22 protein-coding genes are annotated in these 24,704 nt (G+C 31.2%); 6 read left to right on the forward strand and 16 right to left on the reverse strand.

From position 1 onward, the window contains the following. Positions 1–125: 125 nt before the first annotated feature. The 7 genes from RYO54_RS12285 to RYO54_RS12315 all read right to left on the reverse strand — a co-directional run bounded on the left by RYO54_RS12285 (position 126) and on the right by RYO54_RS12315 (position 7,726). Positions 126–857, reverse strand: coding sequence for a succinylglutamate desuccinylase/aspartoacylase family protein (locus RYO54_RS12285; protein ID WP_315119104.1), 732 nt, complete (start codon positions 855–857; stop codon positions 126–128). Between the two features lie 65 nt (positions 858–922). After that, on the reverse strand, positions 923–2,050 hold the full coding sequence (locus tag RYO54_RS12290) for a succinylglutamate desuccinylase/aspartoacylase family protein (protein ID WP_315119106.1): 1,128 nt from the start codon (positions 2,048–2,050) through the stop codon (positions 923–925). 17 nt (positions 2,051–2,067) lie between these two features. Then, positions 2,068–2,211, reverse strand: coding sequence for a hypothetical protein (locus RYO54_RS12295; protein ID WP_315119109.1), 144 nt, complete (start codon positions 2,209–2,211; stop codon positions 2,068–2,070). A gap of 18 nt (positions 2,212–2,229) precedes the next feature. Further along, the gene (locus RYO54_RS12300; RefSeq protein WP_315119112.1) at positions 2,230–3,507 is read right to left on the reverse strand and encodes a TRAP transporter large permease subunit; all 1,278 of its coding nucleotides are present in this window, start codon (positions 3,505–3,507) and stop codon (positions 2,230–2,232) included. 51 nt (positions 3,508–3,558) lie between these two features. Next, a complete protein-coding gene (locus RYO54_RS12305; protein WP_315119114.1) occupies positions 3,559–4,200 on the reverse strand; it encodes a DUF6305 family protein in 642 nt (213 codons plus the stop codon). Positions 4,201–4,232: 32 nt separating this feature from the next. Further along, on the reverse strand, positions 4,233–5,981 hold the full coding sequence (gene ggt, locus RYO54_RS12310) for a gamma-glutamyltransferase (RefSeq protein WP_315119117.1): 1,749 nt from the start codon (positions 5,979–5,981) through the stop codon (positions 4,233–4,235). 365 nt (positions 5,982–6,346) lie between these two features. Further along, positions 6,347–7,726: a radical SAM protein gene (locus RYO54_RS12315; protein ID WP_315119120.1), complete on the reverse strand. Its 1,380-nt coding sequence runs from the start codon at positions 7,724–7,726 to the stop codon at positions 6,347–6,349. 244 nt (positions 7,727–7,970) lie between these two features. On the opposite strand from RYO54_RS12315, the gene RYO54_RS12320 reads away from it, so the two are divergent. Further along, positions 7,971–9,194, forward strand: a complete 1,224-nt coding sequence (locus RYO54_RS12320; protein WP_315119123.1) for a M48 family metallopeptidase — start codon at positions 7,971–7,973, stop codon at positions 9,192–9,194. Between the two features lie 263 nt (positions 9,195–9,457). Beyond that, on the forward strand, positions 9,458–10,450 hold the full coding sequence (locus tag RYO54_RS12325) for a G5 domain-containing protein (protein ID WP_315119126.1): 993 nt from the start codon (positions 9,458–9,460) through the stop codon (positions 10,448–10,450). A 43-nt stretch (positions 10,451–10,493) separates the two neighbouring features. On the opposite strand, the gene RYO54_RS12330 is transcribed toward RYO54_RS12325, so the two are convergent. Next, positions 10,494–11,309, reverse strand: coding sequence for a GDSL-type esterase/lipase family protein (locus RYO54_RS12330; protein ID WP_315119127.1), 816 nt, complete (start codon positions 11,307–11,309; stop codon positions 10,494–10,496). 259 nt (positions 11,310–11,568) lie between these two features. After that, positions 11,569–12,075: a VanZ family protein gene (locus RYO54_RS12335; RefSeq protein WP_315119130.1), complete on the reverse strand. Its 507-nt coding sequence runs from the start codon at positions 12,073–12,075 to the stop codon at positions 11,569–11,571. A 193-nt stretch (positions 12,076–12,268) separates the two neighbouring features. Here RYO54_RS12335 and RYO54_RS12340 point away from each other — a divergent pair, with 193 nt between their 5' ends. Further along, complete coding sequence (locus tag RYO54_RS12340; protein ID WP_315119133.1) at positions 12,269–13,201, forward strand: hypothetical protein; 933 nt, start codon at positions 12,269–12,271, stop codon at positions 13,199–13,201. 372 nt (positions 13,202–13,573) lie between these two features. Here RYO54_RS12340 and RYO54_RS12345 read toward each other — a convergent pair whose 3' ends face one another. Next, entirely contained in the window at positions 13,574–16,093 is a 2,520-nt protein-coding gene (locus tag RYO54_RS12345; RefSeq protein WP_315119135.1) for a PIG-L family deacetylase, read from the reverse strand. 322 nt (positions 16,094–16,415) lie between these two features. Between RYO54_RS12345 and RYO54_RS12350 the strand changes: the two genes are divergently transcribed. Then, positions 16,416–17,021 (forward strand): TetR/AcrR family transcriptional regulator, encoded by a 606-nt coding sequence (locus tag RYO54_RS12350; RefSeq protein WP_315119137.1) that lies wholly within the window; start codon positions 16,416–16,418, stop codon positions 17,019–17,021. 15 nt (positions 17,022–17,036) lie between these two features. Next, the gene (locus RYO54_RS12355) at positions 17,037–17,864 is read left to right on the forward strand and encodes an alpha/beta hydrolase (protein WP_315119140.1); all 828 of its coding nucleotides are present in this window, start codon (positions 17,037–17,039) and stop codon (positions 17,862–17,864) included. A gap of 165 nt (positions 17,865–18,029) precedes the next feature. Here RYO54_RS12355 and RYO54_RS12360 read toward each other — a convergent pair whose 3' ends face one another. The 6 genes from RYO54_RS12360 to RYO54_RS12385 form a co-directional block, all read right to left on the reverse strand. Beyond that, positions 18,030–18,500 (reverse strand): DUF4358 domain-containing protein, encoded by a 471-nt coding sequence (locus RYO54_RS12360; protein WP_315119143.1) that lies wholly within the window; start codon positions 18,498–18,500, stop codon positions 18,030–18,032. Between the two features lie 118 nt (positions 18,501–18,618). Then, positions 18,619–20,013: an MATE family efflux transporter gene (locus tag RYO54_RS12365; RefSeq protein ID WP_315119145.1), complete on the reverse strand. Its 1,395-nt coding sequence runs from the start codon at positions 20,011–20,013 to the stop codon at positions 18,619–18,621. Between the two features lie 252 nt (positions 20,014–20,265). Beyond that, on the reverse strand, positions 20,266–21,231 hold the full coding sequence (locus tag RYO54_RS12370; protein ID WP_315119147.1) for an NrtA/SsuA/CpmA family ABC transporter substrate-binding protein: 966 nt from the start codon (positions 21,229–21,231) through the stop codon (positions 20,266–20,268). Between the two features lie 24 nt (positions 21,232–21,255). Next, positions 21,256–21,981, reverse strand: coding sequence for an ABC transporter ATP-binding protein (locus tag RYO54_RS12375; RefSeq protein WP_315119150.1), 726 nt, complete (start codon positions 21,979–21,981; stop codon positions 21,256–21,258). Next, positions 21,968–22,735: an ABC transporter permease gene (locus RYO54_RS12380; protein WP_399549454.1), complete on the reverse strand. Its 768-nt coding sequence runs from the start codon at positions 22,733–22,735 to the stop codon at positions 21,968–21,970. The genes RYO54_RS12375 and RYO54_RS12380 overlap by 14 nt, the downstream gene beginning before the upstream one ends. Further along, positions 22,725–23,363, reverse strand: a complete 639-nt coding sequence (locus RYO54_RS12385; protein WP_315119153.1) for a hypothetical protein — start codon at positions 23,361–23,363, stop codon at positions 22,725–22,727. The genes RYO54_RS12380 and RYO54_RS12385 overlap by 11 nt, the downstream gene beginning before the upstream one ends. Before the next feature lie 339 nt (positions 23,364–23,702). Between RYO54_RS12385 and RYO54_RS12390 the strand changes: the two genes are divergently transcribed. Then, positions 23,703–24,617 carry a glucosaminidase domain-containing protein gene (locus RYO54_RS12390; RefSeq protein WP_315119155.1) on the forward strand — a complete coding sequence of 305 codons (915 nt, stop codon included), beginning with the start codon at positions 23,703–23,705 and terminating at the stop codon, positions 24,615–24,617. Positions 24,618–24,704 lie beyond the last annotated feature (87 nt).

Here is a 24,704-nt window from a genome sequence, read left to right on the forward strand (position 1 = left end):
CCCCTAGTACCATTAACATGAATAATATGTCTAAACTTTTTCCTTAGCTTTTTATTTTCATTGAATTCATATAATAAATATAAAATATACACAATGCTCAGTATGATAATTAAATAATCCATAACTTAATCACTCATTTCATAGGTTTTTAATATGAATTTTATAATATTTTTATGAAGTTCCACTCTTTCTTCCAAATTATTTTTCATATTGCTCTCAATAGTAATTACTGGTATCTCTAATCTGTCAGACACTTCCTTGTTTATGGAACCCTCTGGAGAACTGCTATAATATGTTATCCTATTATTACTGTTTAAACTATTTCCTACATGGTTGGTAATTTCGCTCACCATTTCAAATACCTTATCCATAGAATTTAATATTATGCCATTTACATGTAACCTACTATCCTCCTCAAAATCCCTTTCCCATTCATGCAAATCTATAACCATATGAGGCTTTTCTCTTTCAATTAATTTAAATATTTCATATGCCAATTTTTCAGGGTCCGTCCCCTGTTTCTTCCCTGGAAATACCCTATTTAAATCCATCATATAGTAAGGATTTCTCACTACAAGATTGCAAGCTTCTATGTTAGCTTTTGGAATTATTATTAACTGTCCCCTCTTTAAATTTATATTCCTCATTTCTTCCGCCCCTTTAACACCCCCAACTTCATTTCCATGAATCCCTCCTATAATAATTATTTTTTTACCCTTATGCTCTCCATTTACATAATATATAGGAGTTTGCAGTTCCCCTCCCTTCATTAAATATTTACTGCCCCTAGAGTTAATATTAATAATAATTAATGTTACTATAAAAAAGCATAATGCATAATAGCCTTTTTTCTTCATAAAAATCCCATCCTAACCAGCTCAACCCCGGCATAATTATAATTTACACCGGGGTTAATATATATTTATTTTAAGGGATTTAGAAAGCTTCCTATACCTTTATCAATTAATTCATTATAACTTGGTACATTTTCAATAACTATCGGTCTATCTACTTTTTCCTTTGAAAAAGCTTTAGATATTTCATTTATTCCCTCTAAATGCCTACCTACTCTTTCTTCTATTGGATGACCATTTTCATCATAAGGAACGAATAATCTTCCTAGCTTTGCTGCTTTTACATAGGACTTATCCTTTCCTGTCAACACAAGGTTTTCGTCAGTTTTTCCTCTAAGTCTTCCTTGGGCTGCATTTGCAGTTTCCATTAAAATTGCTATAGTATCAGTATAATCACCCAGCTCCCTATGAGTTAATCCGTGAAGATTAGTTGGAGATGGTTCTAATCCCATTTCTATTCCCTTTAACTGAAGATTAATTACAGCTTGGGATGCAATTGCCATTCCTCTTTCATGAGAAACGGTAGCATTGATTACAGGATATTCTGGTGAAGCCTCATGTAAATCTATGCTTACGTCAATTTTTTCTTTTTTAATCATCTCTGTAATACCATAGGCTATTTTTTCTGTTAGCGTTCCATCTGGTCTTCCTGGATATGCCCTATTTAAGTTTCTTGTTTCACTACCTGATAATTGTTGACCTGATGAAGCATGAATATATACGTCTGGATCTGGCCACTGATCGATTGGGTTGGTTGCTCTAGAACCATATCTAAACCATCTTTCACCATCAGGTGTATCTATGACAAATTTTTGTGGCGATCCCTCTTGGGGGTCATTATGAGTAAATGCACTATTGTTAGCCCTTGGTATCACATATAGGGTTCCTGCATCTAATCTTGCATTTTCAATCAATGTTACAGCAGACATAAACCCCGATGGTTCATTGGGGTGAGTTCCCCCTAATACCAGCATACTTCCACCTGGCTTTTCTCCCTTTAAAACGTATACTTTAGTGTCCCCATTAGTTCCCTTTAAACCTGGGTAATAGTCGCTTAGCATTCTTATCTCTGACACACCAGGGCCATCTACAATAGTTTCTTCCTTATTCATTGCTAAATATGATTTTCCTGCAACGAAACCACATAATAAGGAAAGGCATAAAAATATCGCTGCTGTAATTTTACTTCCCTTCATTTAATTCACTCCATTCCTTATTTAATCATTAATACTCTAAGTAACAAAGGTATTATGACCAAAGCTGCATTAGCTTGCTCTTTAATATCCTCTTCATCAAATAAATTCCATATTGTAAAAATCAATACTAAAGCAACCAGTATTCTATATAATAAAGTCATAAAGCTTCCACCTCTCTTTTAAAAAATAACAGCCCCTATTTGTTCTGCAAAGATAATAAACATCAATCCATATATTAAAATTACAGCTGCCGGTACTGCACATTTTTTAAGTACATTAATATATTTTTCTTCACCTACAACTTGAGCTGCGAATATTCCTGCCAATGCAGTTGGTGGCACTAAATCTCCTAAGCTTGCAATAAATGATAGTGCTGAAGCTGTAACTATTTGATTCTTGTTCAATAAAGCTAACAGGAATGGTACTCCAAGTACTGAAGCCGCGCCAAAGGACGATACTGCACCAAAGGCTGGTATTGCAAAGGCTATACCTAGGTACAATAATACGGATGGTAAACTTAAACAGCTGGTTACAATAAATCCTCTAACACCAGTTAAGGTCATTACCTGTATAAACATTCCCACACCCATTAAAATCCCTAAAACAGGTAATGAAGTATTTACTGCATCTTTAAATGTAGTAAGTACATTAACTTTATCTCCAGTAAATAATCCAATTAAACTTCCTAATGTAAATATAAGAGGCATACCTAAATCTGGAATAATTCCTGGCATAACTTTTGTTCCTATCATTAAAAACAATACCATTAAAATTGGAAGATATATCACTATTCCATTTGCCTTACCTTCCTTAGTTGCCGCTGTAGTGTCAATTATGCTATTATAGTCGAAATTTTTTGTATATTTCAGACCTAGGTATAATACAGTAAAAATCGCTGTTGGAATTGTAAGTAATAATAATGGTATAGTAAAACCAACATAAGGAATATCTATTCCTCCACCTATAATCATAGCGGGCACGTTTACCGGTGGTGCAATCATCCCTAATAATCCACCGATGGCAATTATTGCACCAGTTTCTATTTTAGGTATTCCCATAGTCATAAGTACTGGAGCTATTAAACTACCTGCACTTAAAACAGCTGCAGTTGAAGAACCAGTAATCATTCCTGGGAACATAACTATTAACATCAATAATATTAATAATATTGCTGGTCTTTTATGAAATTTTTTTACTATAAGAGAACTTAAAGCATTTAAAGCTCCAGATTCCTGTATTACTTTCATAAACATCATGGCTGTGGCGATTACTAAAATTGTATCTATGTATCCAAAAGTCCCCTCAACTAAATGCCTTATAGGTATTCCTTGACCGCCTATAATGGTACCTGTAATAGATGCCAGCAGCATAGCTATACTTACAGGAAGTTTTAGTAAAAAGCACCCTATCATAAATACTAAAATCATAGCCGCAAAAATTATAAATTCAATTTGCAAGTCAATCCCTCCTATTAATCAGATGAGGGAGATTGCTCTCCCAGCTCTAAACTACTTAAATGCCTTTTTAAGTGGTTCCATTACATCTGCTATGCTCTTTACAGATTCCATCGGTATATTTTTTTCTGAAGCAACATTTGTAAATAAGCCATCCTTATTTCCTGACTCTACTATTATAATGTAATCAGCATTTTCAATTGCAGGTTTTATAAATTTATCTGATAATTCACCTCTTCTATTCTCTCCGCCTACATGAGCTGCAATTACCTTCATACCTTTTTCTTTTGCAGCTTTAATTAATTCTTCAGTTCTAGCTAATTCATCTTCAGCTTTTATTCCAGCAGCACCTAAACCTTTAGAGCTTCCTCCTACAGCCAATACTAAAGTCTTTTCATCCTTTAATTCACTACCTTTAATTACTTTGTTCATTGTATATTCTAGTTGAGCATTATCCATTAAAGCCTTAACCATTTCTAAGTCAGCACTTTGTCCAACAGAGGTCAATACCGCAGGTTGCTCAGCAACAGCTTCTGATAATCCCTTTACTTCTGTCTTAGCACTTTCTTCAACCTTTTTGCTTGCATCACTAGTTGTGTCCTTAGCTTCACCACCTGATCCACAAGCCACTAAAGATATACACAATAATACTGAAACCGTAACGCTTAATAATCCTTTAATTTTTCTTTTAATCATCTAATTATCCTCCTATAAATATATAAATTTTATCAATATGCAACAGCTTGACCATCTCTTCTTGGGTCTCCCCCACCATGTAGCTCCCCTGAAGCTTCCATGATTATACCTTGAACTCCACCAAAATATGGATCTAAATCGCCTTTAACTTCAACTTTATGACCTTTCTTTTCAAGCTCTTCTATAGCCTTAGGATCAACTCTCTCTTCTACTGCCATATTTCCATTCATATCGTACATTCTTGGAGCATTTATTGCATCTTGAATGTTCATGCCATGGTCTATTACATTGCTTATAACCTGTGAAACAGTAGTTATTATTCTAGTAGCTCCTGGTGATCCTACAACCATAAATGGTTTTCCGTCTTTTAAAACAAGGGTTGGTGTCATACTGCTCAAAGGTCTCTTTCCTGGTTCAATAGAATTAGATGTTCCTGGCTTTACATTAAAATCATCCATTTCATCATTTAATATAATTCCTGTTCCAGGCACTGTAACACCTGATCCAAAGAAATAGTTTATAGTCTTTGTCACAGCGACCATGTTACCTTCCTTGTCCATAACTGAAAAGTGAGTTGTACTTCCACTTTCATATTTATTTGGATCTCCATGCATAACATTTTCCGCTGACTTTTCTTTGTCTATTTTCTTAGTTAGTTCCTTAGCATAATCCTTTGAAGCCAGACCTGCTAATGGGACCTTTACAAAATCAGTATCTGCCATATATTTTCCTCTATCAGCAAACATAAGTTTTGAAACCTCAGACCATAAATGTAAAGACTCAGCAGTATTTGCTCCTAAAGCCTTCATATCATAATTCTCCATCATGTTAAGCATTTGAATTATGTGAGTTCCCCCTGAACTTGATGGTGGTGCTGAAACTATTTCATATCCTCTATAGGTTCCCTTTACTGGTTTTCTCATTTTCACTTCATAATTAGCTAAATCTTCAAGAGTGATAATTCCATTTTGTTTTTGAACTTCATCAACTATAGCTTTAGCAATTTCTCCTTTATAGAAAGCATCTTTACCATCCTTTGCAATGGCTTTTAATGTTTTTGCTAAATCTGGATTTTTTATAATATCTCCCTCTTCATATGGTAGTCCATCTTTCAAATAAATCTTTTTAGTAGCTTCAAATTTATTTATAGTTTCGAAGTTATCGGTAATTATTCCAGCGAAATTAGGTGTAACCTTAAAGCCTTTTTCAGCTAAATCTATAGCAGGCTGCATTACATCTTCTCTCTTCATAGTTCCATACTTTTCTAATGCTGTTAACAATCCTGCTACATCTCCTGGAATTGCAATAGCCTTTCCCCCTATAACACTTTCATTATTTTCTGGTCTACCTTTATCATTTAACTTATACATATCAGGAGTTGCTTTTCCTGGAGCAGTTTCTCTAAAATCAATAAAAACTTCTTCCCCAGTCTCTGCAAATCTTACTAGCATAAAACCTCCTCCACCAATTCCAGAGGCATTTGGCTCTACCACTCCTAATGCAAAGGCAGTAGCTATAGCTGCATCAATAGCATTACCACCTTTTTTCATTATCTCTACTCCTACTTCAGAAGCTTCAGGTTTTGCTGAGGCTACAGCTCCATTTTTCCCTCTGGCATCCCTATTCATATTCACCTGTGGTTTTTCTTCATTTTTCTCTTCAACCTGTGGTTTACTATTGTCCACTTTTGTTGTGTTAGCATTTCCACAGGCTGCTAACCCCATAGTTAAAACCATTGCCGATACAAGGGATGTAAGTTTTAATATACTATTTTTATTCATACTTTGACCCCCTTAATGAATTTATAATGTTTCCATAATTTAATCATACTATCCTAATGTAAACATTTCCATTTCTTCTCTTATTTCTCTCCAAGAATATTTAGAATATATTTTGTATTATAAATATTTAAAATATTATTATTGACGTTCATTTATAATTCATTAAAAAGCACTAGTTTTCTCAGAAATTAAAGAAAAATTAGCTCACATTGCCTAAGATATGAAATAAAAATAGAGTATTTTAAATATACTCTATACTCCACTTCTCATTATTAATTTGTTTTATTATACATATTTTTTAACACAATAAAAAAGATGGATAAAACTTCTCTTTCTATCCATCTCCTTTATGTTACTAATCCACATTAGCCTTTCGACATTTTATAGTTGCCAGTTGAACCAAACTCTTCTTTCCAAGCTTTTTCTGCATAAGGTTTAAATTCTTCAGCTAGCTTATCTAAATTTTTCTTAAACTCTTCGTCATGTATCATCATCTCTGCCCCTTTATCCGTAGGCTTAGCACCAGTCTTTTCTACTACCTTTCTTATGGTTTCTGGATTATCAATCATCATACAAGGTAATAATAAATTATCGTTGTATGGTTGTATTTTTCTTAGTTCCTTAAAGAAAGGACCTTTAAACACATCTAACAAAGGCTTTCCTTTTACATTATCTGTTGCAAAGTGTGCAAATATACATGGTTCTACGTCTCCGTGAGAATTTATATGGCAATAATACTTTCCTGCGATACATCCTCCAACATAAGGAGCATCATTGAAGAAATCTATAGCAAAATAAGGTTTAGTTGTTCTAATTTTCCTTACCCTTTCTCCTAACATCAATCTTTGCTCTGGAGTTAACATAAGATCGAAGTCTGGTTTATCTCCAACGGGCATAAATATAAAATACCAACTCATTTTTGCGCCCTTTTCTATTAGCATATCGATAAACTCATCTGAAGTTACTGTATCTACATTATGTCTACCCGTGGCTGAAGAAACCCCAAATAAGACTCCTCTTTCTCTTAAAAGATCCATGCCGTGCATTACTTTTTTAAATATGCCTTTACCTCTTCTTTCATCCGTTTCTTCTTCAAATCCTTCCAATGAAAACATAGGTACAACATTTCCTAAATCCTTTATTTTATCTGCTAATTTTTCGTCAAATAAAGTCCCATTAGTAAAAGGAGTAAATATTACATCATTGTATTTTTCATATATATCTAGCATATATTCATTGAAAAATGGTTCTCCTCCAAGTATAACAAAGTAATATATTCCAATGTCCCTAGCTTCCTTAACTATTCTATCTACTTCTTCATAAGGTAAATCGTCCTCTTTACTATAACTTGCTGCATAGCATCCAGTACATCTAAGGTTACATCTCATTGAAGGGCTTAATAATATAACAAAAGGAGTTTTTATGTCCTCCTTATCTAGCAATTTAGACCTTTTAGGCATTCCATACCAAACAGCATTAGCAAAAAAATTGGTAAATAGTTTTTGTAAACAATTCTTATCTGTAGTTTTTAATATGTTTTGTATATATTCGTTCACCGAAGGCATTTCTTTATAATACTTTTCTACATTATGAACTCGCTCTAAATTTTCCTCATCTCTTACGGCCCTTTTAATAATGTCAAATACCTTATCAACATTTTTCTCCGGGTCTTTACTGAGCAATTCTGCGCCTTTTTTAACTAGCACATCCTTTACTCCCTTTTCCATGGATTGCATAACTCTCATTTATGATTCCCCCCGACATAAAAATGATTTTTAATTATTTTTCAACAATAAATGACTAATCGTCTAGTATTATTATATTCCTGATATTTTTAAAATCAACATACTAAATGTACAATTAACAAACTATTCATAATATATACATATGCAAGTTTTACTTTATAAATCACATGTGATATATTTAAAATAATTTACTTTACATATATATAATGGAAACTATGACATTTTCATTTTTAGGAGGGACAGTATGATAGATTTTTTTGAATTTCTATTTAGCTTATCATTAGTACAAGCAGTATTTATGAATATAGGAATAATATTTATAAATACTTTATTATCATTTTTTATAAAATCAGCCACAAAGAAAAAATATAAAAAAACTAATTCAGTGGAAGAAACTTTGTATTTTCAACAAATGTTAGGTAAATACCTTCAGTTTATTTTTATTCTTGTATCAGCTTTTCTTTCAACTTTATCTATAATGCCTCATTTAGAATGGATGGGCAATTTGAAACTATTAGGAGCATTGATCTTCGTATATTTTAATCTCTTTATAATATCAATTTTAAATTCACTTATAATACATGATTTAAATAAATCCTTGAGAAAAACTAATGCAACAAAATGGGAAGAGATTAAACTCCTTTTGAGAGTTTTAATATTTTCCGTAATACCTATGATAATACTGTTAGTTATAATAGATACCCAACCCCTTAAGAACTTAGGCAGCGTTAAAATGCAAAAATATATAAAAATATTAACTCCAATGGTAGTCTACCTTTTATTATCCTTTATAATGCCTCTTTTTAGTAAATACATGTTAAAAGCAAAACCTTTTGAAGAAGGGGATCTAAAAGACGACCTTACAGCCTTTGTAGAAAAATCAGGTGTGAAAAAATTTAAATTATATTTATGGGCTACAAAGGATAACAAACATGCCAATGCTTTAGTTTCTGGACTTTTAACCAAAGAAATATTCATGTCAGACTATCTTTTAGAAAATTTTTCATCAGAAGAAGCAAAAGGTATTTTAGCTCATGAAATAGGACACATAAAAAAGCATCATTTATGGATAAGGACAGCTCTTATTCTAGGTTTGTTCATTTTAGCCCCTGTATTAGGAGATTTACTGAACTTTATTGAAGATAATTTTTTTGAAATACCATTCTGGCTTGGCCTACTCATAATAGCAGTAGTCATGATTGGATATTTCGTATTCTTAAAATACTTCATAAGTAGAACTCAAGAAAAAGAAGCGGACGCCTTCGCTTTAGAAATGGAAGTTGAACCAATAGTATATATAAGCGCCCTTTACAAGCTTGCAAAACTCAATAATTCAGTAATGAAGTTTAATAAATTGGATGAAAAGCTCCAAACTCATCCCTCTATAGCTAGAAGGATAAAATATATATCAGAAAAAAACGGTTTAGATATGGATGAAGTTATGAATGAAATTAAAAGCAGAGTATAAGAATTTTATCTTATGCTCTGTCCCATGAATAGAGTTATAAATAACATATACTAAAATATATACTTAGACATATACTTAAGCAATACTAAAAATGGGCAATTGGTTATTTTAGCTTCATAGATCATTCCATTAAAATAAATATTTTACTATTAATGGAAACCTATTCCTACTTTTTGTTGACAAGAAGCAGATTTAACGCTATTATTTCCATATACGCCTATTGAAAGGGGATGAAGGTTATAATTAACTCTAAAAAACCTTTGATGGAAAACAAAATAAAAATATATGTGCCTGAACTTATTATGGTGGCAATAAGCTTTATTTTGGTCATCTTTCTATATTCAACAGGGAAAAACGTTACAGTAGTTATAGATGGTGAAGAAAGAAATTTTACCACTTATGAAAGCACTTTTGATAAAGCTTTAAAAAATGTAAATATAGAAATATATGAGAAAGATAAAATCGATAAGGATTTAAGTTCAAAAATAGCTAAAAAAGATAGGATAGATATAAAAAGGGCAGTAAACCTTAAAGTTATTGTAGATAACAAAGAGCTAAATATAAAGTCTGCTGAAAATAATATAGGCTCAATGTTAAATGCAGAGAATATAACTTTAAAACCTGAGGATAAAGTATTACCTGGAATAGAATCAGAGTTGTCTGAAGGTATGAATGTGGAAGTAGTAAGAGTTGAAACTAAAGTAGTTACATCAACAGCTCCTATTAATTTCAAAACCACTATTAAAAAAGATAATGATTTATTAAAATCTAAAACTAAAGTTTTACAAGCAGGGAAAAACGGAGAAAAAGAAATCACTACAAGTGTAGTTTATGAAAATGGTAAAGAAGTATCAAGAAAGATTGTTAAAGAGGTTGTTACTAAAAAGCCTACGGATAAAATTGTGGTACAAGGTACCTTATCACCAATGTATGCTTCTAGGGGAAGTAGCTCACAGGCCAACTCAACTTCCTTTACAGTAAAGGCTACTGCCTATTGGGCAGTTCATGGTGTAGGAACTACCTATACTGCATCTGGTAAAAAAGCAGTAAGAAACCCAGATGGTTATAGTACCATTGCCGTAGACCCAAGGGTTATTCCTTTAGGGACAAAGCTCTATGTTGAAGGTTATGGCCATGCTATAGCAGCAGATACCGGTACTGCAATAAAAGGAAATTTTATAGATGTTTTCTTTGATACCTACAACGAAGCTTGTAACTGGGGATTAAAATATGTAAATGTGCATATAGTTCAATAATAATAAACATCTGGATTTTCATATTCCAGATGTTTATCTTTTTTTACTCCACATTATCTACTAGGTAATTTAGTAGCAATGTATAAAAATTAGCTTTAAAATGTATCCCATCTGGTTCATAAAGATTTTTATTTTTATCATTTGGTATTGATGCTATATTTAAAAAATTTACATTCTCCTCTTTTGCCATGTCTATAAGTTTACTATTATATTCATTTATCTTCTCATTACTAATGCCAGATTCCTTACCCTCAGCCTTTGATAAAACCGGTAATATAGATTGTACATATATATTGGAGTTTGGAAACTTTGCTTCTAAACTATGAATCAATTCTCTATATTCATCTATAAACCACTTGGTAGATATAGCTGCCATATCATTAAGTCCATATAAAAGGTAGATATTTATTGGATCTTTTACTTCAATTTTATTTATTTCCTTCTTTATATCATTAATATGAATTCCTTTCTTTGCATAAACGTTCTCCTCTTGTAAAAAATCATAATATGGTAACGCTTCTGTAACAGAGTCTCCCATGAACACATCTTTCTTAAAAAATTCCTTATAGTTACTAGATTTTTTTAGGTTAGTCGTGTCAGTTTCGGCTAGTGTTATAGTATTATTATTTTTATCCGAATCACTAACTGCTTTATTAGTTATACTATCTTCACTATCTTTTGCTTCATCTAATTTTATTTCATTATGCTTGTCCTTATTATCACTTTCCTTATTATTACTTTCCTTTGAATTATTGCTTTCAGTCTTCTCATAACTGGCGTAAGCTATAGATGTTCCCTTGCCATTATTCTTATTAGAAGTTCTCATTCCCACCTCTACTCCAATTATAAATACTGCCAATAATACAATTGTTCTTTTAATTATTTTGTTTCTTTTTTTAATTTTTTCTATTTTTCTATTCAGCTTAGCTCATCTCCATTGCCTAAATCTAGCCTTTGTCTTTAGTTATATTATAATACTTTATAATGTTAAATTAATTACATGATAATTACAGATACTTTACAAAACTATTACAATTCTACAGCAAAACTCCCTTCAAAATAGATTTTAAAGACATTTAATTTTTTCTATCTTGAAAGGAGTCCACATTAATTCATAATTAACTTAATTTTTTTCTATAAAAAGAAACATAAGATAAAAAGGTTCCAAAAATACTTCCTGTAAAGTCAAGCAAAACATCTGCTACTGCTGAAGTCCTACCTGGAACAAAGCTTTGATAAAACTCATCTAATACTGCAGTAAATAAACAGAAAAATATTATGTAAATAAAAGCTCTTTTTCCCTTAACTTTAAACTGATAAAAGGCATTACTTATTAATATAGCTAGTACGCAATATTCAAAAGCGTGAGCCCCTCTTCTAACTAAGTAATTTTGAAATGCTTGCCTTCCCTTAGGTTTATTAGAGGCCAAATAAACTTTACTATCAATTTCTGATTTATGGTTTTTGTCTTTTTTTATAGTTTTTTTAACATTTCTATAAACATCCTTCATTATGTTTAATGTTTTATTACTTCGATAATTTGATTTTATGCCATTATTAGAGGAGTTATAAAATATAAATCCTATCCATAATACGCACAATACCACTGCTAAAAACTTCTTCACATTAATCACCTTTTATAATTCAATATATTAAATTATGACATATCTAATTTTTCCTATCAACAATAAATGTAATTTTTAAGAATATGTTCATATTTTAGAAATTGATTATAACAAATATTTCCTATTAGTTTTTATGGCAAGTTAATTTTTTAAGAATACTATATAGTGAGGAAATACTTTGGAGGGATTTTAGATGAGCTTATCTATTGATACACCTATTTATATAAATAAAAATTTAATAGTAGATCTACATTCCATATTGATAAATGGATTTATAGAAAGTAGAGCAGTAAGATTCATAGAGGACAGAGCTGATTTATTAAAACTACAAAAAGGATGCAAAAATAGCGAAGGTCTTGGAAAGAAAAAATCTAATAATGATAAAGATAAGAATGTATCAAAAGATTCATCTATAAACTATTCTGAAGATTTTGCAGCAATTTTTGATAATAGAAATGCCACTAAAAATGAAATAAGTATAAAACAAATATTTACCACATTTCAAATATTTTTTGACTTAAGAGATATCATGTTAGAAAAAAACATACTAAAATCCATAGGAAATAATAACATAATGGACTATAACATTTATCCTGGGGAATTTATAGAATTTGAAGGATGTATCTCTCCCACTTCTCCCTTATCTCAAATAAATACTATGATAGATATTTTTGAGGCTTATGATTGCAAGGATTTAGATGAATTATTAAGAAACGAGGATGTAGACGAACCTTTAAATAATTATTCTGTTATGTTAAAACAAATGAAAAACTTATCTGCATGTTTAAATAGAAATAATACAGTAAATATGCTAATGGATTGTAATTCTTTCACCTCTGTATTGAATGTAAATGCAAATAATTTTTCAGATAAAAATGCCTATATGTATGATACCGCCCATTGTCCCTGTAAAGTTTTATGTAAAGTTATTAGAGTTATAGATAAAAATGATCATATAGATTTATTGTGTAAAACTTGCATGAGTGATTACTATGTTGAACTTTTTAATCAAATGAAGCCATCTTTAGATTTATTAGCTAAAAATAATATTATATTGCCTAGAGAATTTACTACTAAAATACAAGGCCCTGCCATTCAGGTTATGCCGCTTGCTATGTATGTATAGTAGTAAACACCTATTTATTGTAATACCAAATTGTTTTCACATTTATAAGTTTCTACAAATATAAATATGTATCCAAAATGGGAACTGAGATACATAATGACGTCACTTCACAAAAAGGCGTTCCTCCCATTATATACCTCAGTTCCTTCATGTTTTACAGATCTATTTTCACAGTTGTAAATTTCTACAGAGATAGTTTGTTACACCAAATAGAGAGCTAAGCACGCAGTGAAGCCGCTCCAAAAAAAGTCGCTTTTTCACTATATACTTAGCTCTTTTATTTCTTTATATTCACATTTTGTTTATGCTTTTACTATTATTATAGAGTTTATATCTAATAAAAGCACAAGGGTATTTAAGCACAGTACGATTTTACTTATGAAGAAGATTTATTAAAATTCTATATGCACCAGGCACTAAATTAGGAATTTGACGATACCAAGCAAGGGATGAGTAAGTGTAAGTTCCCTTTCCATATTCAGTAGTAATCAATGTACCAGTGAACTCACTTTCTCCAGGGTCACCAGTTGAAATAAGCTCTACATATTTACTATCCCATTTAGATAGATTATAAGCAGCTCTATCTTGAATCCAATTCTCCCAATCTTTTTCCGTTATTTTATTAGGAGAGTTGAAGAATTTATGCTCTGGCTTTAATATTGTAACCTTTGAGTTTTCATCTGTTACACGCCAATCCATCACTGGAGTACCTATGGTGAGCGGATAAGGTGCTAGCTCAGGCTTCCAATTGTCCTCAGCTTTATTATATTGGACTACTACATTTCCACCATTTTTAACATATTCTAAAAGTCTATTGTTGCTCCTTACAAGGTCAGGTCGTGCAAGATATGCTCTAATTCCTACCATAATAGTGTCAAACTTAGATAGGTTCCCTGATTCTAAATCTTCTTTAGTTAGATTTGTTACATTTAAGCCAACACGGCGAAGAAACTCGTCAGTCTCATCAAAACCACTAGCTATATATCCTATCTTTAAATCTTTATCAAATTTAACATCAAAGGCTTGAACCTTTACTTGGGACGGTTGAACAAAATAGGTACGACCTATATGTGAATACTCTATAATTTGGATTGATTCCTCACTTACTACGGATCCTCTTAATGCCTTAGCTTTAATTTCATGTGTTCCATTTTCTACTTTAGCAGGTGGTTTTACAGTAAAATCTGCAGATTGAATTTCACCTTTTTTACCAAATTCTACTATTGCTGATTTAGGTTCCACTGACCAGCCCTTAGGTACATCAAGGTATACTGTAGCTTTATTTGAGGAAGAAGTATAATTAGTTAAAGTTACGGTAACAGGAATAGGCTTTTCTGGTTCTAGAGTATTTAGTATAGCTGCTGATGGATTAGGAGATACTGAAAACTCTGGTAGTACTGCAAAAAGCTCTTTAGGACTAGCATTTGAAACAGCTTTTGAACCGAAGCTTTCATATTCTACAGTAGCTTTCATAATATTTTCTTCATAGGGATGAAAAGTTTTTGCATTATTAGGCACAGTTACATCAAATTCAAATATGGCTGTTTCACCACTTTTTAAAGTATTTTTTATAGGAGACTTTCCATTAACCTTCCATCCAGTTGGTAAATCTAGCTTTGCATCTAACTTTTTAATATCCAAATTTCCACCGTTGTACACCTTTACAGTAGTCTTTATAGTCTGCCCTCTAGTTACTTCAGAAGTTTCTGGAATGACTCTTATCACTACAGAATTACTAGCACTGCTAGCATTATAAAGTTGGTCAACTTTTTTGTTTAATCTATGCAAAAGATCCACTTTCAATTCTTTATTTAAAGAGGACTCATTAACTTTTTTTATTGTAGATTCTACATCCCCTATCATCTTGTGTACATTCTTATTAACCTCCTCAAAATTAGGGAAGGATCTTTCTATATCTTCAGCATCCTTTTGAAGTTTTAAAAGAGATTCTACCACTTCTTTAGAGTTCTTATCCTTTTTTATTTCTTCTGCCAAATCTTTAAATGTAAAAGATATGCCATCAAAAAGCTTATCCTGTCCCTTACTTTCAGGCTTCAATAATGTGTAATATCGATAAGAAGTACCTTCTTCATAATCTCTTCCCATGCCTTGACATTTATGCATATATCGCGATTCCTCTCCCAATTGAACATAGGATGAAGCGTAGATTTTATCATATGTGCCAACAGGTACAGCTGTAGTGTGTTTATCTTTGCTTCCAGGTTCATATAATTTTTTTACCTTCCAAGGCATTAAACCTTCTTTTAGATGTTCTGGATATTTAGTAGGATCTTGTGCTAACTCATAAGCCTTCTTAGTCAAAATATTTATAGCTTGGTGATGTCCATGGGTACTTTTTTCATTTTGAAATGCAGGAAATATTACATCTGGACGTTGTGTTCTTATGCTCCTTACAAGACGCTCTAAAACCACATCTTCCCCCCATTTTTTTAAAGTTTCTTCCCAAGTTTTAGAGAAACCAAAATCCTTTAAGGGCTCATAAATATCTTTACGAAGGATTTCTAAATCTACATCCAATATTTTAGCCGCCTCTTCATACTCTCTAGTTCTTAAAACGCTTAGGGCATCCTCTAGTTCTGATCCAATTTCATTTTGCCCTCCCTGCCCTCGAGTTACGCTTACTATAGAGGTATCAACCCCTAAACCAAGAGAAGTATAAGCTAAAAGAGCACTGTGTTCATCATCAGGATGAGCACAAACATTCATAACACTAGTTACTGTAGTTAGAGGTTTTATGGCCTTATGAAGTTCTACAACCCCACGCTCTGCTCTAACCTGTTCCGCTTCAACTTTGTTAGGAACAACAATTGATCCCATAATAAAAATTAGCGTAATTATAGAAGCTAAAAGTTTGGTAAAAGATTTTGACATAACATACCCTCCTTTTTTAAATATAATAAATACAATTAGTTAATACGATTAACTAATTCTTTATTACTACTTTATATTATTCCATATATCCCAAATGATTCCTCAATATAAACAGAATTTTCAAAAAACTTTTTTTTAACAATATCTTCGATTTTATATTGTACAAATCTTGAAATTGTTCCCACAGTCACCTGCTTGCTATTTATTACAAAAATGAAAATAGGAGAAAACAACACTGATAAAATTATCTAAATGGCCTTCTCAAAAACGGTCAACGGACTTACAATTATATTAACCAGAACGGTTAATGCGAGGTGATTTTATGAATGAGAAGTTTTTTAATCTTCCTATCGATAAGCAAAATATCATTATAAATGCAGGCTATAAGGTCTTTGCCAGCTATCCATATAAAAAAGCTCCCATGTCTATGATTTCATATGAAGCTAATATTTCTAAAGGATTACTATTTCATTATTTTGAGAACAAAAAAGGGTTATATTTATTTTTATTTAATAAAGCGGTTGCCTACTCCACAGAAGAAGCAAAGAAAACAGGCGTCAATGAGGAAACAGACTTTTTTGAATTTATAAGCAAAACAATAATACTAAGAGCAAAGATGGTACAAAGATATCCATATATGTATCACTTTGTGACAAGAGCATATTACGAGCAAATTGATATAATTAAAGATGCCATTTCTACTATTAAAGGTTCTTTGCACCAGCTGAAGAAAGAAGAAACTTTAAGTCGGATAGATGTGAGCAAGTTTAGAAATCCCAGTGACTTAGATCAACTTTTTGATATTGCAATTTATTTATCAGAAGGATATGTATATCGTAATCAAGATAATATCGCAAACTCTCTTGATGATATGGTTCAAGGAGCTAACAAAATGTTTGAAATTTTGAAAAGAAACTTTTATATATAGTGAAAGGAGAGCATTATGATAGAAAAATCAATCCATTCTTCCCGTGGTGAAATTTATTACTGGATTAGGAAGCATAGTGATCCGAATGCTCGTAATATTATTTTTTCCCCTGGTTTAACAGCCGACCATAGAATGTTTGAAAAACAAGTCGAGTATTTTCAAGCAGATTATACAGTCATATCATGGGATATTCCACTTCACGGTAAATCTCGCCCTTATAACAGTTTTACATATGAAAATGCTGCCTATGAACTTAAAAGTATTTTAGACAATGAGTTCTTAAAATCTGCGATCCTTATTGGACAGTCGATGGGCGGATATGTATGTCAAGAATTTGCCATACAATATCCTGAAATGGTAGATGCGTTCATTGGTATTGGCACTACGCCTTTTGGTTTGTCCTATTATTCAAAATCAGATAGATGGTGGCTGAGACAGGTTGAGCCTATGGCAAAATGGTATCCTTACAATTTTTTAGTAAAAACCATAGCAAAGTCTGCTACTCGAACTAAATATGCTTACTCAAATATGATGCTTATGCTTTCATCCTATTCAAAGGAGGAGCTTTGTAGACTTATCGGCATTGCATATGGTGATATATTTTACCGAAAGGAAGTAGTCCATTTTAATTTTCCAGTATTACTGTTAGTTGGGGAGTTTGATAAAACTGGAAAAGTCATTCACTACAACAAGAAATGGCAGGAACGCGAGAAATATCTCTTAAAATTTATCAGCAATGCGGCACATAATGCAAACGTTGATAATTTTGAAGAAGTAAACAAAGTAATTGCAAATTTTTTAACTGGCTGTAATTTTCATATAAGTGAGCTGCCCAATGGATAATAAAAAAACGTTGTTTCAGTTGCTGGATAACTGTGCGCCTAAACAAAATTTAAAGGTATCAATAAAAAAGAAATTAAAAGTGCAAATAAATAATATAACACACATCATATTATTAAACATACTAATACGATGTGTGTTAATTTTATATTGAGAAATATCTAGTAATTATTTGAAATATCCATCGAAAATACTTTCTATCTTTTCATTATTATCTGAAATAATAAATAGTATGTATTTACCTTCATTCTTTAATGTATAGTTTTTTGCATTTTCATATTGATTTGGTAAATATGTTTCAAAGGTTTTCTGTACGCTCTCTGCACGCTTCTTTATACCTTCATTTACTTTATCAATGTCCTTTTCATCTTTTACTTTAATTATTGCTAATTCATCTGCTTTTACATTCATTAATGGAATTTCAACAACAGACTCTTCTATAATATCAGGGTTAATGAAGTATTTTTCTTCTATTTCTTCCGCCTTTAATTCTAACATAGCCGAAAATTCTACCTCATCTTTGATTTTGCCTGCTATTTCTGCAACGGACACATTTACTTCTTTAGTGGCTTTACCACATCCAAATAGTGAAAATACGCTCACAATAACAAGTAAAAATATAAGTATTTTTTTATTCACGCTATCTCCTCCTCTTGTAATTAAATATTTAGCTTGTCTCAATATTTAATACGCAAAGAAAATATAAATAGATATATATTTTTTAAAATTAATTTTTAGCAATTTTATCCAACAAAATTTAAACTGCTGCAATTTTTTTAGAATCATCTAAAGCAGCTTCCTCTAGCATTTCCTTTTTTAAGCTCTTATTTAACCAAATAGCCATTATAAGAGTTTCTATAAATGCCAGTCCATCCGCTGCAGTTTGACAGAATATTACTCCCTCTAATCCCATAAACTTCGGCAAAATATACATCAATGGGATATAAAATATTCCCTGTCTAGATATAGATAATATAAAAGCTCCCATTGCTTTACCTAAAGCTTGGAATAATACTGCGTAGGTGTTTATATATCCAAAAAGCGGGAATAACAAACTTGCTGCTCTAAAGGCCTTTACCCCTATATTTATAACCTCTCTATCCCTTGTAAATATAAGCATACATCCCTCTGCAAAAATTATAAATAAAACAGATACAAATATAGCAGAGAAAGTACTCCATTTAATAGATATTTTTATGGCTTCTTTTAATCTAGTAAAATTTTTAGCTCCATAATTATATCCTGCAACGGGTTGGAATCCTTGTCCGATTCCAAATACTATATAAAATCCTATAGACATAACTCTAAATACTATACCCATGGCAGCCACTGCTGCATCTCCGTAAGGTTTTGCTCCTAAATTCATAAAACCTAGAGCAAAGCTTGCCAATACTTGAGTTACAAAAATAGGAATACCTATCTTAAGTATTTCAAAAAACATATTAAAGGTTGGCTTTAAAAACTTAATTCCTAATTTTATATAGCTTTTCTTAGAATAATAATATCTTAAAAGAAAAATGAAGGATACTAACTGTGATATAACCGTAGCAACTGCGGCACCTTTTATACCCATACCAAATTTAAACATAAATATAGGATCTAGTATTATATTAATAACCCCTCCTATACAAGTAGCTATCATACTATATTTTGAATTTCCTTCTGCTCTAATAGTATTGCTCATTATGGCTGTTCCAATAGTAAATACTGATCCCAATACTATTGTATATCCATATTCTCTGGCATAAGGCATTATGGTTTCTGTTGCTCCATACATCAATAAAAATTCATCTAAAAATATTATAGCGATTACAGTAAAAATCAAACTAAATATACACCCAATTATTATAGTAGATGTTAGTGTTTTATCAGCTTCCTCTTTTTTCTTTTCTCCCAACAATCTTGATAGATAAGAAGCACCTCCTGCACCAAACATAACCCCTATAGCTCCAATAAACATAAATAGTGGATATACTATAGATACGGCAGCAATAGCACTAGTATTGTTTAACATACCAACAAACATAGTATCAACTATGTTGTAAATAGCATTAATTAACATAGCTATTATTGCAGGTACTGATAATTTTAAAAGCACCTTTGACATACTCTCTTTCTCCATCATTTCTGCTGTAGATATTGTGTTTTTCATATTCTTTTTTGCCTAATGAAAGCCTAGAAAAGCTTAGACATGCCTCCCTTCATAATTTAAATCTTAATTTTTTAATTTTATCATTATAGCGCTAGGCTTTGATTTTAGTTTTATAAGTTCTCATAAGAACCACTTGATAATATACCACGTTCTTTTGTTATTTACAAATGCAATCATTAGTATATCTATTTTGTATTAATATATAAAGGCAAAGAGACTCACCCTTTGCCTTTTTACATTAAATTTTATATTCTATTTTACAATTAAATCTTCAATATTAATTTCTTTTTCTTGTAATCCATTCTTTATCATAAATTCTTGTGTCTTTTTAAGTTCTTCTATGTCTTTATCGCTTATATTGCTATCAAAATCATACCAAGAATACATTTCTTTTGTTTCCTCAGGCGTTAATCCAACTTCCTTAGCTGTTATATCCATAACCTCATCAAGATTAGTATTTATGTAATCAATAGTATCTTTATGAACTTTTTTAAATCTATCAACTAACTCTAGATTTTCATTTAAAAACTTTTCACTTACAGCAGTCACTATAGTTCCTTCCACTATTCCTTCTCCGTTGGTTACAACTTTTGCCCCCGCCTTTATAGCATTTAAGGCTGCTGGTCCAGCTAAAAGTGCTGCATCTACACTCTTATTATTAAGTGCAGCTAAAGCTTCTGGTATTCCCATATTTATAAATTCTATATTTTCCTGTTTTAATCCTTCCTTTTCTAGCGCCCCAACTAAAAGCTGATGAAGCACTGTTCCTTTAGGTCCCGCTACCTTTTTACCCAAAAGATCCTTTGGCCCTTTTATATCATCATTATTTGTTAATATCATGAAAGCCTTAGGAGCCCTGCTGTATACATCGATTATTTTTAAATCTACTCCATTAGATGCAGCTAAAATAGCTGAAGTTCCTCCAAGAGCGTGTAAAAACTGTATTTCTCCAGCGGCAAGAGCTTGGGTTTGTTGTGGTCCTGAGGTTATTTCATGCCACTTTACCTCTATTTTGTCCTTTTCAAACTCTTTGTCAAAGCTTTCTTTGTTCTTTTCAATTATTGATGGTACATTTAAAGGCGCCTTTACATAAGTTATATTTATTGGTTTATTATTTTCTTCTTTAGCCTTATTTCCTGTATTAGCGCACCCAGCTAATAGGCTTCCTCCTATGACAGCTGTAAGCAGTAATGGTAATATTTTTTTACCTTTTATCATATGTATCCCTCCGATTTATTTAAATTAATATTCATCTTTTGAAAGAGTTTTTAAAATGTCTTCCTTAATATATATAAGATTATTTAAAGATAAATTTCTTGGGTAACCTTCCTTTATTCTATAATCCTTTATTACCTCTCCTTTATCTAAAATTATAATTCTATGCCCTAGTAAAATTGCCTCATCCACATTATGAGTTACAAAAACTATCCCCTTTTTAGTTTCTTCATACAAATTTATAATTTCCTTTTGAAGATTATATCTCGTAAAATAATCCAATGCTGCAAAAGGCTCGTCCATTAGCATTATATCTGGTTCATAAGCAAGGGCACGAGCTATGGAAACTCTATGAGCCATTCCTCCAGAAAGTTGACTAGGATAAGCTTCTGAAAACTTTTCTAACTTCATAAGCTTTAAAAATTTATCTTCTATCTCCCTATTCCCTTTGCTTAAATAAAAAGTTATATTTTCTCTCACTGTAAGCCAAGGCATAAGCCTACTCTCTTGAAAAACCATTCCTATTTTAGGTTTCACCACAGTTCCATCCCTATAAAATGATATATCACCAGAAGTAGACTCTTCTAATTTTACTAATAATCTTAAAAGAGTTGTTTTCCCACATCCACTTTTACCTAGTATTATAGTTATCATATTGCTTTCAATATTTAAGTTTATCCCCTGTAAAACTCTATGATTTTCCCCATTTACTACATAATCTTTGCTTAAATCTCTTATGCTATATCCCTTCATTATCATCTACCCCTATATTCCAAACACTAATCCTTTTTACTAAAAGAGAAAATAAATAATCCATGAAACTTCCTAAAATCCCTATGGATAAAATCCCTACAATCACCACATCTGATCTCGAAAGTTGTTGTCCATCTAAAATAAGATATCCTAATCCTGATGAAGCCGCTACCATTTCTGCTCCTATTATAGCCCTCCAACTATAGCCTATACCAAGCCTCATTCCAACTAATATATTAGGGAATGCAGAGGGAATTACTATTTTTAAAAATATATCTTTTTTAGAAAGATCAAAAATCTTTCCCACTTCAACTAATTTTTTATCACAACTTTCCACACCTTTTATGGTATTTAAAAATACTGGGAAAAAAGAAGCTAATATTATAATTATTATTTTAGATTTCTCTCCGATGCCGAACCATAAAATCAGCATTGGAACTAGAGCTAAGGGAGGAGTATGTCTTATAAATTCTAATGCTGGTTTAAAGTAAGCATATACTTTTTTATTTACTCCAAATAAAATTCCAAGAGGAACTGCTAAAAATAGAGTTATGAAAAACCCTATTAAAATTCTCATTAAACTATAACCTATATGTTTAAATAAAATTCCTGAAGCTAAAAGGCTCATTGCACTTTGGGCTACGGATTTTGGTGAAGGAAGTATATAAGAACTCCAATAGTTATTCACACTACCCACATACCATAGAAAAACCATGGCTATAATAAGAATATACCCTTTAATCTTATACCCCATCTCCCCTATTACATCCTCCTTCGCACAACAGCATCTCTATAAGGTCAACTTTCTCCTTTGTTTTATTTGCATTTTCTACTCCTCTTAATATTTCTTCTTCTCCGCTCACCTCTAAAACATCCAAGTTTAAATCTTTAAAGAATCCAAGTGGAATGGGAGATTCACTGCATCTATCTTCATTTTTTATATGCAAGCTTTCACATATATCATTCCAGGTCTTAAAAATAACTCTCTTCTTTCCTTCTTCTTCAAATATACGATTTCCCATGTTCTTTAAACAATCACAAGGAGTGGTTATAAAAAGCCTATTACTTTCATCATTCTTTATATGTAAATCATACAAGGCTCTAGCAGTATGAATTAATATTGGTTCTATTTTAGGTATGTAAAATTTACTATGATTTATTTTATTTTCTATGTATTCAATAGCAGCTGGACATCTCGTATCCAATATTATTTTATCTTCCTTCTCACTACATAAAGTTTTAAATTTATTTTTAACTACCTCTATTTGACTAGGAGGCTCTACCACTTCATAATCTTTTCTTTTCAGTTCTTGTAATAAATATTCAAACTTAATCCCATACATACTTTTAACAACTGGATTTATCCAAATATAATTTATCATAAATTTCACCCTTCTAATCTTCTATTTCACTTTATAAAACAAATGATTTTGCATAATTGATAATGATTATCAATAGTATTGTAAGTTAATATTACCAATTATATTACCCTAAGTCAACATATCGCTGAACTATCTTTTACTTTATTTTATGTTTTATTATTATTTTACTCTTTTTATTTTATAATTTCTCAAATTTCGCTAGCGTTTTTTGTGATTATAAATCTATAATACGATTTTTAAGAAATTATTAAGAAATTATTCCAATTCATTTAACAAAGTTTCTATAAATCTTTGATATAATTAATGAATACATAAAATTGATACGAGGTAAGTGATGCTATGAGAAAACTAAAAAGATTATTTAGAACAATATTTTTTATGATATTTATAGTGGCTATGCTTAAAGCTGTAAATAATTTTAATTTTAACAAAGATCCCCTTCCTAAGTCTGCTATGAGTATATATATCAAAGCTTCCGATGAAGTAAGTGAAAATAAACTTCAAGTAAATTGGAGATATGTAGCCGCATTAGATTCCCTTCGCATAAACAATGACTTTTCAAAGGCAAATATAGAGGATGCAAAAAAAATAGCTGATGAATTCTTAGAAATAAATACTTCAGAAAATAAATTTAAAAATTCTAATTATAAATTATTGACCTTCGACGAAGTTATAAATAAATTTTCCTACACTGATAAGGAAAAACAAAAGGTATATAAGTTTTTGGAATCCATAAATGATAAGTATTTAGTAGAAGCGGATGAGAGTAAAAAAGAATTCATAGATGAATTAACTCCTGCAGCTATATCCATATATGAAAACTATGGTATTCTTCCTTCTGTAGCAATTGGACAAGCTATTGTAGAATCTAGTTGGGGAAGTTCTACCCTTTCTGCTGAACATAATAATTTATTTGGAATAAAATCCACTAAGTCATGGAAAGGCAAAACTATAGATATGAAAACTTCTGAAAACTATGATGATACCATAGTTGCCACCTTTAGAGCATATGATTCTAAAAAAGATTCTTTAGCTGATTATGCGCAATTTCTTAAAAATAATCAGAGATATAAAGAAAATGGAGTTTTCGATGCTGTTGACTACATAAATCAAGCTAAAGCAATTGGTATAGCAGGTTATAGCACAAAAAAAGATGAAAGTGGAAAAAATATATATGCAGAGCTTGTCATACAAATTATAAAAGAATATAATTTACAACTTATAGATAGTAAGGTTCAACAAGAATCTTTTTAAGTACATATTTATTATTTAGTTTCTCAAACAGAGAGCTAAGCATGTAGTGAAGCCACTCCAATAAAAGTCGCTATTTTACTACATGCT

The sequence above is a fragment of the uncultured Clostridium sp. genome, from assembly GCF_963515715.1.
Taxonomy (GTDB): domain Bacteria; phylum Bacillota; class Clostridia; order Clostridiales; family Clostridiaceae; genus Clostridium_AW.